Below are 12842 nucleotides of genomic sequence, written 5' to 3'. Positions count from 1 at the left end.
GAAATCCCCGGCGCTTGTTGTAGCCCGAAATTGCCTTCGTAGTAAATGGTCCCGGCTACTCTTTCCAGCGCCACTCGTTCGCAATTTGCAGCGGAGTGCGTAACCCCTGGGCAACCAGGTAGTCGCGGGTTTGGGTGTCGGTCTGTCGGCGCGTCGGAATATCGTCTGCATCGGCCAGGGCGTAGAGGAGCATGCTGGCATAGCGCACCGTATTCTTCAGCTGATCGGGGTTGACGAGGTCGATCCGGTCGCAGTTGGCGTGATAACAATCGAGCACCGAACGGTCGAGGTGGCCGTTCATGCCCACAACCGGTACGCCCTCCAGCATAAACGGCTGGTGGTCGGAGTGCAGTCCGGCCTGGTTCAGCATCTGGTTGGCAAAGGCGGGTTCGACCTGTTTCATGGTTTCGCCGACGGTTGTCAGAAACGGCAGTATATCGGTACGGCCGAAGGCATTCAGACCGCTGGGATCGTTGGTCATGTCGAGGTTCATCATGTAACGAACCCGGTCCAGCTGTCCGCTTTTCCTCAGGTTGTCGACGTTGGCCCGGGAGCCGAGCAGCCCCTGTTCTTCGCCCATGAACAGTACGAACTCGATGGTCCGTTTGGGTTTCAGCTTCAGGGCGCGGAAGGTGCGGGCAATGTCCATCACGGCAAACGACCCGATTCCGTTATCGATAGCGCCCGTGGCCAGATCCCACGAATCGAGGTGACCGCCCACAATTATTTTTTCATTGGGGAATTTAGAGCCGCGCAGAGTGGCAATGACGTTACGGGCGCGAATTTTCCGGCTCGTGTTGGTCATGTCGATGACTGCATGAAGCCGCTCGCGTTCTTCTTCCATCCAGCCCCGAATGGCCTGTCCGCTTTCCAGCGAGATGCAGACCGACGGAATAGGAATGAGTTTACCCGTAACCGATGCGGTGCCGGTCAGCAGCACATTACCGGGAACCAGGTTGACCATGATGACCCCCGTAGCACCGTACTGGATGGCGAGGGCGGTCTTTTCGGAGCGGTGCAGGTTACGCGCGCCTTTGGTCGGAGCCGACAGGCCAATGTTGACCAGCACAACCTTTCCCCTGATTTTGTCGCGCAGGGCCGCAAAGTCACCTTCCAGGCCGTTGCCGACATCAATAATTTCTCCTTTGATGTGCGCTTCGACGGGTGAGTGAGCCAGGGCCACTACGGGTACTTCGCGGAAGTTGTCGCTACGGTTGGGCACTACGGCCAGCGTAACGGTATCGCGCCCCCAGGCTTCTACCTCGAAGGGTTCATAGCGCACGTTGTCAAACCCGTATTGGGTCAGCAGCGCATGGGCATACTCTTCTGCACGGGAGCCGTTGGCGCTGCCTGTCAGGCGATGGCCAATCCGCTGCGACGCGTCAGACAGCGTTTCGTACGCTTTGCTGTGCTGCTGAACCTCGTTGTTGATGCGGGTAAAGGCTTTTTCGAGCGGGAGTTTATCTGGGTTGAAGGCGGTTATAAAACCGGCAGAACTGAGGGTGAACAGCACGAGCCGGAGTCGCGGCACGGTAAACGTTCGGTGCATAGAACGAGAGTAAGATTCGTTGCTAAAGATAGAGAAAAAAAGGCTCACTGATTAAGCACAATGGTTTAGACACCGCCTTTCTCAAAAGCGTTCTAGCGAACGGCAAAAAAGTTTGCCGAGCCAACGCTTATTTACCTTTAGGTTTTGATGGTAACCTGGTTGGTTTTATATATTTGATCGATCTATCATCTTATGAAAACGCAGCTTATTTACGTCATCGCCCTACTGGCTGCCCTGTCGGCCTGTACACCACAGGCCCAGGTGGTAACCTTACGGGGCAGCAATGTACAACCCGCTGCCGACGGGTTTGTACTCGATACCGATACGCTCACCCTGCGCTACTCGTTTTCGAGTGAGCGCGGTCAGATGGTTGTTTCGCTGGTCAATAAACTCGACCGCCCGCTGTACGTCGACTGGAAACGGTCGTCGTTTATCATTGGCGAAGATAAAATGGACTACTGGACCGATGTGGCCGATGTCAATCTGGCTACGTCGTCCTATACCAGCCGTTACTGGCGCTACACAGTTGGCTCGGTAGCGGGCACTATTTCGAAAGACGATGCGGTGTCGTTCATCCCGCCCCGCACCCGGCTCGAGAAACGCCGGTTTGTGGTGGTGCCAAACGGGGCCCTGCGGCTAACAGGAACCCCAACGGTCCGTAACGAACGGGCCAACTGGAATCCTGAACGCAAAAAACCAATCGACGTAGCAGTTTATACCTACGAGCCCAGCGAGTCGCCCCTCAGGTTCCGCAATTACCTGACGCTCTCGACCGATAAAGACTTCAGAACCGAGTTTCATCTCGACACCTCTTTCTGGGCAGCCGGGGTTGAGGTGATGCCGAAGCTGCAGGTGCTGGGCCCCATGGTACAACAGTTCAACGGGACGTATTCGGCGCAGCTGCCGTTCAAAAAAAACGACGGCTTTTACATTCCCATGCCGACCCAGCAATAGAAAAACGGGGTTTTAACCTCTTGGCCGCTTTCCCCCGAACCTTTCAGGCATACATTTTACCACTGATACAAACTCAGTTTGGCGCTCAACGGCGTTTTTGTAACCTTGGGTCGGGGCCATTTTCTGGTGCATCACTGGCCGTAACCTTTGTACGTATGAAACCGCTACTTGCTTTGATCGGTCTATTGCTGGCCGCTCCCGCCCTGGCTCAAACCGCCGACGAAACGGCTGCCAAAACCGTTATCACCCAGATGTTCGACGGTATGAAACGAGCCGATTCAACGGCGCTCAAATCCCTCTTCCTGCCCGGTGCCCGACTGCAGAGTGTTGTCAACAAGCAGGGCGAGGTATCGGTCAGCGACCAGGGCATCGACCGGTTTATCACCTCAGTAGGCAAAGCAAAGGCGGGCGCGCTGGACGAGCGGCTCAGCGGTATGGATGTCAAGGTCGATGGCGATCTGGCTACTGTCTGGACACCCTACTCGTTTTATTATAATGGCCAGCAAAGCCATTGTGGCGCCAATGCGTTTACCCTGGTACGGATATCGGGTGCCTGGAAAATTCAGCACATCATCGACACCCGCCGAAAGTGCCAGTAAGTTGCTACCCCCAGTTGGGGAGTCGTTTTTCCAGAAAAGCCGCCATGCCTTCCTGAGCATCGTGGGTTTGCTGAAGCTGCTGAAACTGATCGTGCAAAAAGGCCTGCTGCTGATCGGGTGGCAGGCTTTTCAGTGTCTGGAAGGCCCGCAGACCGAACTGCATCGCCACGGGCGAATACAGCCTGAGTTCGTCGGTCAGGAGCCGGACGGTTGGGTCAAGTCCATCGGCGGGTACGGAGTGCGTCACCAGCCCGATCTCCTGCGCGTCGGCTGCGTTGAGGGTGCGGGCCCGCAGGCAGAGGTCGAGTGCCCGCCGGGCTGGCATGATGTCGAGCAGAACAGCCAGAACCTGAAACGGGAACAGTCCCCGCTTCACTTCGGGTAGGGCAAAGGTGGCCGAATTGGCCGCTACTACGTATGTACTGCCCCCTACCAGCAAAAAACCACCGGCATAAACTGGTCCCTGCACCCGCGCTATACAGGGCTTGTGTAAACCGGCCATAAGCTCGCCCAGCCGAACGGGGCCTGCCGGTTCGGGTACGCCCGCCTGTTCATCACTCCCCGCCGAGAGTGATTTTAAATCCATACCGGCGCAGAACGTGTCGCCCGTAGCCGCCAGCACGACGATCCAGACGTCGGCGGTGTAGTGCGCATAGGCCAGTGCGAAAGCCAGTTCGGCCAGCATGGGCGGGTGTAAGGCATTCTTTTTCTGGGGGCGGTTCAGGGTTATAGTCAGTATATGATCATGAAGAGAAACGAGCAGGTAGCGGAAGGTATCGGTAGGCAGCTGCGCAACTTGTTCAGCGGTGTAGAGCATGGGCAAAAATAAAGAAAAGGCTGGTTACGGAATGTACTTAATCGGTTATATAGTAAAACTACCTTAGCTGCTCGGGATACTGAACCGCCCCTTTTTTTCCTGGATAAGACTGTAGAAACCGATTGTTTGCTCATTCTGTTAACCACAGCTATTCGCGCTGGTGGGTTGGTCGGGTGCAGCTCCGCCATGATCGCTTTCACTGCGTATGATATCGAGGGGGTAAGCTATGCACCGATGAAGCCAACGAAACGACGGCAGGCCGGGGTCGGGACGAGAGGAATGACTGAGAAACAGAAGGGAATCAGACGAGTTGTTTCCAGGTGCCTTTGATCCAGTTGTATTTCAGTGTGCTGGGCAGGGCTTTCCAGAAATATTTCGTCACATCGACCGCAAATGACGGCTGCATGTAGCAGTTGATGGCACAGCCTTCGCAACCGGGCAGCCGACCTTCCTGCGCTACCAGTTGCTGTACGTCGGCTGAGCGGTAGAGGGTGTACAGGTCGTTGTTGATCGGGTGGTCGGAGAGGCCGAGGTGATAGCAGGGCAGAACGAGCTTGTTTTCGGGGGAGATCACCAGGGTTGTGCTGGCGGCCCGGCAAACGGGTTTGTCGATGTGGTTACCGCCGTCGCGCCGGAGCTGGATGAAGCCGTCGTTGAGGTAAACATTAGGTTGTTTGCCCCACCAGGCCATATCGCCCAGGGCGCTGTCGGACAACTGCCCGCCGGTGTCTACGCTGTTATACTCGAAAACCGGATTCAGAATCAGGACCAGATCGTTAGGGCGGCAAATGTCTTCGTACATAGCCCGGATCTGGTGAACGTTATGGTCGAAGACGGTAAACAGAATGTCGGGCCGTTCGCCAAGCTGCCGGGCTATGTCGATCGATTCCATCACTTTATCAAAACTGCGCACCCCCCTGGATCGGTCATGTTCCTCGGCCACCGGCGAATCGAGCGAGAAATGCAGCATATCAACCAGTCCCCGGAGCCGCTCGGCCAGTTTGGGGTAGAGCAGCGCGTTGGTTGTAACGGTCGTGATAAGGCCAAGTTGTTTGGCTTCGCTCAGGAGTTCGGGCAGCTGGCGGTGTAGTAATGGCTCTCCCCCCGTAAAATCAATGACCCGAACGCCCAGCCGCCGAAGATCGCGGAGGTTCGCCCGGGCATTGTCGAGAGTAACATAGGGCGATGGCCGCTCCCAGATATCGCAGAAACTACAGCTGGCGTTACAGCGGTACGTCACGTAGTAGTTACACAGAACCGGGTGTCGGACAAGGCGCATACGAATAAACCAATTTTCTTCCCGTACCGGCCCGTTTCTAGGCGAGCATGGTAAACAGGCTGGACAGCTTGTCTTTCAGGTCTTTTCGGTCTACGATGAAATCCAGAAAGCCATGCTCCAGCACGAATTCGGCGCTCTGAAAATCTTTAGGCAGGTCTTTGCCGATGGTTTCGCGGATAACGCGAGGGCCGGCAAAACCAATCAGCGCACCGGGTTCGGCAATGTTGAAATCGCCCAGCATGGCGTAGGATGCCGTTACACCCCCCGTTGTTGGGTCGGTCAGCAGCGACACATACGGCAGTTTGGCCTGTGCCAGTAGCGCCAGTTTAGCCGATGTTTTGGCCATCTGCATCAGCGAGTAGCCCGCTTCCATCATGCGCGCGCCACCCGACCGCGAAATCATCAGGAAGGGCGTGCGGCTCTGGATGGCGTGATCAACGGCGCGGGCAATTTTTTCGCCAACGACCGATCCCATCGAGCCGCCGATGAAATTAAAGTCCATGCAGGCAATCGTTACCGTTACGCCGTTCATGGGGCCGTAGGCGGTCCGGACAGCGTCTTTGAGGCCGGTTTTAGCCATCGTGGCTTTAACCCGGCCGGGATACGATTTGGTATCGGTGAACTTCAGCGGGTCTCCCGAAGTCATGTTCGGGTCAAGCTCGGTGAACGCGTTCTCATCGAAGAGGATTGAGAAATAAGCGTCGGACCCTATTTTTTCATGATAATTGCAGTGAACACAGGTATACGCATTGATCTTATGCTCCCGCGTGTGCATTACTTTTTTGCAGTTCGGGCATTGATACCAAAGACCATCGGGGGCCTCCCGCTTCATTTCGGTCGGGGTCAGAATCCCCTTATCTTTTCGGACGAACCAAGACATGACGTTTATTTACGGTTTACGATTTATGAGCCGCCGTTGATGAGGGCTTTTCATAAACGGGTCGTAAAGGTACAAAGAAAACGAGTGGTGGGTTGCAAAAGAAAATATAGGTACCCTCGTCCGGCTATCGTTTCGTATTTAGTCCGTTTTTTTGTGGCAGACTAACGAAGGCCAGCGTTTAACCGCTGGTACGAGCCGTATTATCTTCATGCAACTAACCGATCTTCTCTATAAAATTCCGCTGCTGGCTACGTCGGGCAGTATGAATACCGATATTACCAGTATTACCATGGATTCGCGCCGGGTAGGCCCCGGTAGCCTGTTTGTGGCCGTTCGGGGCACCCTGACCGACGGCCATGCGTTTATCGAAACCGCCGTTCGGCAGGGGGCAGCCGCCATTCTCTGCGAAGACCTGCCCGACAATACTGCCGATGGGGTAGCTTACGTACGGGTTCAGCATACCCCGCATACCCTGGGGCTGATAGCTGCTGCCTTTTACGACCGGCCGTCGCAGAAACTACGGCTCGTGGGAGTAACCGGTACAAACGGCAAAACCTCGGTGGCTACGCTGCTGTTCCGGCTTTTTCGGGCCCTGGGCTACCGCTGCGGTCTGCTATCTACCGTGCAGAACCAGATCGATGATCAGGTAATACCGGCTACCCATACCACCCCCGACGTACTTACGACCAACCAGTTGCTTACCCAGATGCTGGCCAACGGCTGCCAATACGTCTTTATGGAGGTAAGTTCGCACGCCGTGGTCCAGGAGCGGATTGCGGGTTTGCAGTTTGCCGGGGGTATCTTTACCAATATCACCCACGATCACCTCGATTTTCACGGTACATTCGACAACTACATCCGGGCCAAGAAAGGCTTCTTCGATCAGTTGCCGGCTTCGGCCTTTGCGCTGACCAACGTAGACGATAAGCGCGGGCTGGTTATGCTGCAGAACACGGCTGCGCGTAAAGAAACGTACTCGCTGCAAACACTGGCTACGTTTAAGGGGAAGTTACTGGCTGATACGCTGTTTGGGCTGAACATGCTCGTCGATGATCGGGAGGTATGGTTCAAGCTGATCGGAAAGTTCAACGCCTACAACCTGTTAAGCGTCTACGGAGCGGCTGTGCTGCTGGGCGAGGACCCGACCGAGGTGCTGACCCAGCTGTCGGCCCTGATGCCCCCGCCCGGTCGGTTCGAGCAGGTCGTGTCTGACGATAAGATTGTTGGTATTGTCGATTATGCTCATACGCCTGATGCACTCCAGAACGTGCTGGAAACCATTGTCGGCCTTCGGCATACCGACGAGCAGGATTACCTGCCGCAAATCATCACCGTGGTGGGGTGCGGAGGAAACCGCGACGCCACAAAACGACCCATCATGGCTGACATTGCCTGCCGGTTCAGCAACCGGGTTATTCTGACATCAGACAACCCCCGCAACGAAGACCCAATGGCTATTCTGGAGCAGATGCAGGCAGGGGTGTCGCCGGTCGACTTCAAAAAAACAAATACCATCGAGGACCGGCGCGAAGCGATCCAGCGGGCCGTCGCCCTGGCCCGGCCGCACGATATTATTCTGGTAGCGGGAAAAGGCCACGAAACCTATCAGGAAATCAAGGGGATAAAATACGATTTTGACGACCGGGCCGTACTGCGCGATGCTTTCGCAGAACGCCGAAATCAGTAACTTTGGCCAATAATAATGGATGAGCGATTGAGTGATTGAGCGAATTAATCATGCACTGGCAACTCGCTCAATCGCTCAACCACTCATTCACTCATTTCGTGTATGCTGTATTACCTTTTCCAATTTTTAGACGAGCGGTATAACTTTCCGGGGGCCGGGGTATTTCAATACATCTCGTTTCGGGCGCTGGGTGCTGTAATTACCTCGCTGCTGATTGCGGCCATTTTCGGCCGACGTATCATTGATAAACTGCGTACACTGCAAATCGGCGAGTCGATCCGGGATCTCGGGCTGGAAGGGCAAATGCAGAAGCGCGGTACACCAACTATGGGCGGGTTTATCATCCTGTCGTCTTTGCTAATTCCGGCGCTGCTGTTTGCCAAGCTGTCGAACGTATACGTGGTGCTGGCGCTGGTGTCGACCGTATGGACCGGTCTGATTGGGTTTCTCGATGATTATATCAAGGTTTTCAAGAAGAACAAAGAAGGGCTGGAAGGGAAGTTCAAAGTAGTTGGGCAGGTTGGTCTGGGATTGATCGTTGGCCTGACGCTGTATTTCAACGAATACGTGAAGATACGCATTTACGCCCCCCGGCTGCTGAGCACATCCAACGTGCCTGACGTGTACACCGACGTTAAGTCGACGCTGACAACGGTACCGTTTCTGAAGAATAACGAGTTCGACTACAGCTCCCTGTTGTTCGGCGTATTACCCGACGACTATACTTGGATCGTATATGTGCTGGTTTGCATCTTCATCATCACGGCTGTATCGAACGGCGCCAATATCACCGATGGCATTGACGGCTTGGCGGCCGGAACATCGGTCATTATCGGTCTGACCATCGGGGTGCTGGCCTACCTGTCAGGTAACAAAGTATTTTCCCAGTATCTTAACATCATGTACATCCCCAACTCGGGCGAGCTGGTGATTTTCTGCGCGGCTTTCGTGGGGGCCTGCGTTGGGTTTTTATGGTACAATTCGTACCCGGCGCAGGTGTTCATGGGCGATACGGGTAGCCTGATGCTGGGGGGCGTCATTGCGGTTCTGTTTCTGGCCATCCGAAAGGAGCTGCTCATTCCGATTGTCTGCGGTATTTTCCTGATCGAGAATATATCGGTCATTATGCAGGTTAGTTATTTCAAGTACACGAAGCAGAGGTATGGCGAGGGCAGGCGTATTTTTCTGATGTCGCCCCTGCACCACCATTTCCAGAAGAAAGGATACCACGAAGCAAAAATCGTTACCCGTTTCTGGATCATCGCTATCATTCTGGCCGTGCTTGCGCTGGCCACCCTGAAGCTCCGGTAGAGGTTTTTCAGTCACTCCCTTGTATTTCAGCAGTATACCGCCTATATTTGCACTCCCGTTTCAGGACGGGAGTGTTTTTTGCGTAAGCAAATCATTAGAAATCAACCAATTAGTCTCCATAACAGTGAATACGCTCAGTTACAAAACCATCTCTGCCAACAAAGAAACGGCGCAGAAAGAATGGGTTGTGGTTGACGCTCAGGGTGAGGTGTTAGGTCGGCTGGCCAGCCAGATCGCACGCCTGATTCGCGGCAAACACAAAACCAACTTTACGCCCCACGTTGACTGTGGAGATAACGTAATCGTCATCAATGCCGAGAAGGTTCGCCTGACCGGTGCCAAGATGACTGACAAAGTCTACGTTCGCCACACCGGCTACCCCGGTGGTCAGCGCTTCGCGTCGCCCCGTATCCTGCTCGAAAAGCATCCTCAGCGCATCATCGAGCACGCCGTTAAAGGCATGTTGCCTAAGAATCGGTTAGGCCGTCGGTTGTTTACCAACCTGCACGTATACGCCGGGGATCAGCACCCGCATGAGGCTCAGCAACCCACAGTCGTTAAATTCTAAGTCACAGCCGAATGGATCGTATTAATACCATTGGTCGCCGGAAGACTGCCATCAGCCGCATCTACATGTCGGCAGGCAGCGGGGCCATCACGGTGAACGGAAAAGACTACAAACAGTATTTTCCCACCGAAGTGTTGCAAATCATTCTGAACCAGCCGTTCGCAACGGTAAACGGCGTAGGTGGCTACGACGTGAAGGTCAATGTTCGTGGCGGTGGTGTAGCCGGTCAGGCTGAAGCAACCCGCATGGCCATTGCCCGCGCGCTGGTTGAACTGAACGCCGAGTTCCGCCCCGCCCTCAAGAAAGAAGGCTTCCTGACCCGGGATTCGCGTATGGTAGAACGGAAGAAGTACGGTCGCGCCAAGGCTCGTCGTCGGTTCCAGTTCTCGAAACGTTAATCAATGGAAAATGTATAATGAACAAGGTAGTTACAGTCCTGTAAGTCTGTATTTCATTACACATTATTCATTTAAAATCGTCCAGACTGCCCTTAGATGATGCCGACGGGCGGTGCTGCGTATTAGTAATAACATTCATTTTCAAAGTCTGAAATGGCACAAATCGAATATAAAGACCTCCTCGACGCTGGTGTGCACTTTGGCCACTTAACGCGGAAGTGGGACCCCCGGATGGCTCCGTACATCTTCATGGAGAAGAACGGCATCCACATTATTGACCTCAACAAAACGGTTGCGGCACTCGACGAAGCCTGCAACGCCATCAAAGGCATTGTACGCTCGGGTCGGAAAGTGATGTTCGTGGCTACGAAGAAGCAGGCTCAGGAAATTGTTTCGGAAGAAGCACGTCGCCTGAAAATGCCATACGTGACTGACCGCTGGCAGGGCGGTATGCTCACCAACTTCGCAACCATCCGTAAGTCGCTGAAAAAAATGCAGACGCTGGACAAAATGCTGAAAGACGAGGAGACCGTCAAGAGCATTGCCAAGCGCGAGCGTTTGACCAAAACCCGCGATAAAGAGAAACTGGAGCGCGTACTGGGCGGTATTGCCGACCTGACCCGCCTGCCAGCTGCTCTGTTCGTTGTCGACGTAAAGCGTGAGCACATTGCCGTATCGGAAGCACACCGTCTGGGTATTCCGGTTTTTGCTATGTGCGATACCAACTCGAACCCCGAGGAAGTAGATTTCGCTATACCAGCCAACGATGATGCGTACAAATCTATCGCTCTGATTACGCTGGCTATTGGCCGGGCCATCGAAGAAGGGCTGATGGAGCGCAAGCAGGATAAAGACGACCAGCGCGTTCAGGAAGAGGAAGAAGCCAAGCGGAACGAAGACGTTGTGCAGGCCCGCGCCGAAGACGAGAGCAAACTGGCTGATCAGCCTGAGGCAACCGGCTCGCCAGCCGCTGTTGCTGAAGATGAGCAGGATGCATAAACTGATTGACGGTATACCGGTTCCGGCGGTTTGTTGCTACGGCTGCTGATAGCCAACTGATCGGTACCCGATATCACCCTGAAAAATAGCCCGTAGCAGCCGCTATGGGCTATTTTCTGATAAAAGAAATATAACCGTCATGTTAAGAACAGGCGGCTTTGTGAATCGAAAAATTAACAACTGAAAACCGTTTTTTACAATGGCAATTACTGCTGCTGACGTAAACAAACTTCGGCAAGAGACCGGAGCCGGGATGATGGATTGCAAAAAGGCCCTCACCGAAGCCGACGGCGATTTTGAAAAAGCCAAAGAGATTCTGCGCAAGCAGGGTCAGAAAATAGCCGACAAGCGGGCCGACAACGCTACTGCAGAAGGTATCGTACTGGCCCACGTTAGCGAAGATGGTAAAACCGGCAAAGTGATTGCACTGGCCTGCGAAACCGAACCCGTATCGAAAGTAGCCGATTTCCAGAACCTGGCCATGGCCGTTATGAGCACGGCTATTGCTACCAACGCTGCGGATAAGGAAACGCTGCTGGCAACCCCCCAGGCTGATGGTCGTGCCCTGCAGGATCATATCACGGATCTGATGGGTAAGATCGGTGAGAAAATCGATGTCGCTTCGTTCGAAACGGTTTCGGCCGACAAAGTGGTATCGTACATTCACTCGAATGGTAAACTGGGTGTGCTGGTTGGCCTGACCAACACGAATGGTACCGACGTAACCGAAGTAGGCAAGGACGTAGCTATGCAGATTGCGGCTATGAAACCCGTTGCTCTTGACAAAGACGGCGTCGATGCTACCATCGTTGAGCGTGAGATAGAGATCGGCAAAGAGCAGGCCCGCCAGGAAGGAAAGCCCGAAGCTATGCTGGAAAAGATCGCGATGGGTAAGCTGAACAAGTTCTATAAAGAGAATACCCTTCTGAATCAGGAGTTTGTAAAAGATAGCTCGCTTACTATTGCACAGCTGCTGGAGAAAACCAGCAAAGGATTGACGGTTTCAGCCTTCAAACGCGTTGCAATAGGATAAAACAAGTAGTTACCTACCGTTTAGTAGATACCCGGCTTTAGAGCCGGGTATTTTTGTTTTTATTCAATCTGATAACTTAATGATCTACGTACATGAAATTATTTAACTAAATTTACCGAGTAACCCACAGTAACTTTATGAAACAAAAGTTAACTGACGAGGAGTTGGTCAACAATTACCTCGAAACCCACCAGAATGACTACTTTGAGCAATTGTATGAACGCTATTGCCATAAAGTACACCGTAAGTGTCTTTCGTTTACAAAAAATGACGTACAGGCTCAGGACTTAACCCAGGATATTTTTCTGCGGTTGATGACCCGGCTTGATAGTTACAAACATCAGGCCCGGTTTTCGACCTGGCTATACTCGGTAACACATAACTATTGTACTGATCAGATTAGGGGCGCCAACAAACGGCAGGCGCTGACTGGCGATAATGATTGGGATACGCTGGATATCAGTGCTGATGACGGTATAGCCGAGCAGGAAGAGCAAATAGCCCGCCGAATTCACCGGGCCATGACCTGTTTGAGCGCCGACGAGCAGACGCTGCTTCATCAGCGGTATCAGGACGGTGTCAGCGTAAAAGAACTGGCCCTGCAGTATGCGCTGACCGAGAGCGCGGTGAAGATGCGTTTGAAACGATCCCGTGATCGCCTGCGTCAGTATTACTGGCAAAACGATTAAACCTGTCAGCCGTCGAAGATCGATGCATAGACAAATAGAATATACTTTTTCGTAAAAAGCCCGGCTGCTCTAGTCGGGC

General features: G+C 53.7%; 13 protein-coding genes. 9 read left to right on the top strand and 4 right to left on the bottom strand.

What is annotated here, in order from left to right:
- Positions 1 to 55 precede the first annotated feature (55 nt).
- Positions 56 to 1549 carry a M28 family peptidase gene (locus FBR45_RS23260; RefSeq protein ID WP_138506842.1) on the bottom strand — a complete coding sequence of 498 codons (1494 nt, stop codon included), beginning with the start codon at positions 1547 to 1549 and terminating at the stop codon, positions 56 to 58.
- 192 nt (positions 1550 to 1741) lie between these two features.
- Here FBR45_RS23260 and FBR45_RS23255 point away from each other — a divergent pair, with 192 nt between their 5' ends.
- Together FBR45_RS23255 and FBR45_RS23250 are read left to right on the top strand one after the other, a co-directional pair.
- Positions 1742 to 2503 carry a hypothetical protein gene (locus FBR45_RS23255; protein ID WP_138506840.1) on the top strand — a complete coding sequence of 254 codons (762 nt, stop codon included), beginning with the start codon at positions 1742 to 1744 and terminating at the stop codon, positions 2501 to 2503.
- 155 nt (positions 2504 to 2658) lie between these two features.
- A complete protein-coding gene (locus FBR45_RS23250; protein ID WP_138506838.1) occupies positions 2659 to 3102 on the top strand; it encodes a nuclear transport factor 2 family protein in 444 nt (147 codons plus the stop codon).
- 4 nt (positions 3103 to 3106) lie between these two features.
- Here the strand turns inward: FBR45_RS23250 and FBR45_RS23245 are convergent, their stop codons facing one another.
- From FBR45_RS23245 to accD, 3 genes are all read right to left on the bottom strand, one after another.
- Complete coding sequence (locus FBR45_RS23245) at positions 3107 to 3919, bottom strand: enoyl-CoA hydratase/isomerase family protein (protein WP_138506836.1); 813 nt, start codon at positions 3917 to 3919, stop codon at positions 3107 to 3109.
- 301 nt (positions 3920 to 4220) lie between these two features.
- Positions 4221 to 5198 (bottom strand): radical SAM protein, encoded by a 978-nt coding sequence (locus FBR45_RS23240; protein ID WP_138506834.1) that lies wholly within the window; start codon positions 5196 to 5198, stop codon positions 4221 to 4223.
- A 37-nt stretch (positions 5199 to 5235) separates the two neighbouring features.
- Positions 5236 to 6078, bottom strand: coding sequence for an acetyl-CoA carboxylase, carboxyltransferase subunit beta (gene accD / locus FBR45_RS23235; protein WP_138506831.1), 843 nt, complete (start codon positions 6076 to 6078; stop codon positions 5236 to 5238).
- Between the two features lie 208 nt (positions 6079 to 6286).
- Between accD and FBR45_RS23230 the strand changes: the two genes are divergently transcribed.
- From FBR45_RS23230 to FBR45_RS23200, 7 genes are all read left to right on the top strand, one after another.
- Positions 6287 to 7765: a UDP-N-acetylmuramoyl-L-alanyl-D-glutamate--2,6-diaminopimelate ligase gene (locus FBR45_RS23230; RefSeq protein WP_138506829.1), complete on the top strand. Its 1479-nt coding sequence runs from the start codon at positions 6287 to 6289 to the stop codon at positions 7763 to 7765.
- Positions 7766 to 7867: 102 nt separating this feature from the next.
- Positions 7868 to 9076, top strand: coding sequence for a phospho-N-acetylmuramoyl-pentapeptide-transferase (gene mraY, locus FBR45_RS23225; RefSeq protein ID WP_138506827.1), 1209 nt, complete (start codon positions 7868 to 7870; stop codon positions 9074 to 9076).
- A gap of 124 nt (positions 9077 to 9200) precedes the next feature.
- Entirely contained in the window at positions 9201 to 9644 is a 444-nt protein-coding gene (gene rplM, locus FBR45_RS23220) for a 50S ribosomal protein L13 (protein WP_077922525.1), read from the top strand.
- Between the two features lie 11 nt (positions 9645 to 9655).
- Positions 9656 to 10042 (top strand): 30S ribosomal protein S9, encoded by a 387-nt coding sequence (rpsI, locus tag FBR45_RS23215; protein WP_077922524.1) that lies wholly within the window; start codon positions 9656 to 9658, stop codon positions 10040 to 10042.
- Positions 10043 to 10195: 153 nt separating this feature from the next.
- Positions 10196 to 11041 carry a 30S ribosomal protein S2 gene (gene rpsB / locus FBR45_RS23210; RefSeq protein ID WP_077922523.1) on the top strand — a complete coding sequence of 282 codons (846 nt, stop codon included), beginning with the start codon at positions 10196 to 10198 and terminating at the stop codon, positions 11039 to 11041.
- Positions 11042 to 11240: 199 nt separating this feature from the next.
- Positions 11241 to 12074, top strand: coding sequence for a translation elongation factor Ts (gene tsf / locus FBR45_RS23205; RefSeq protein ID WP_138506825.1), 834 nt, complete (start codon positions 11241 to 11243; stop codon positions 12072 to 12074).
- Between the two features lie 137 nt (positions 12075 to 12211).
- Positions 12212 to 12763, top strand: coding sequence for an RNA polymerase sigma factor (locus tag FBR45_RS23200; RefSeq protein WP_138506822.1), 552 nt, complete (start codon positions 12212 to 12214; stop codon positions 12761 to 12763).
- The last annotated feature ends 79 nt before the right edge of the window (positions 12764 to 12842 follow it).

It is taken from the genome of Spirosoma lacussanchae (assembly GCF_005870035.1).
In the GTDB taxonomy this organism is placed as follows: Bacteria; Bacteroidota; Bacteroidia; order Cytophagales; family Spirosomataceae; genus Spirosoma; species Spirosoma lacussanchae.
This window is presented reverse-complemented; position numbering and strand designations above follow the sequence as displayed.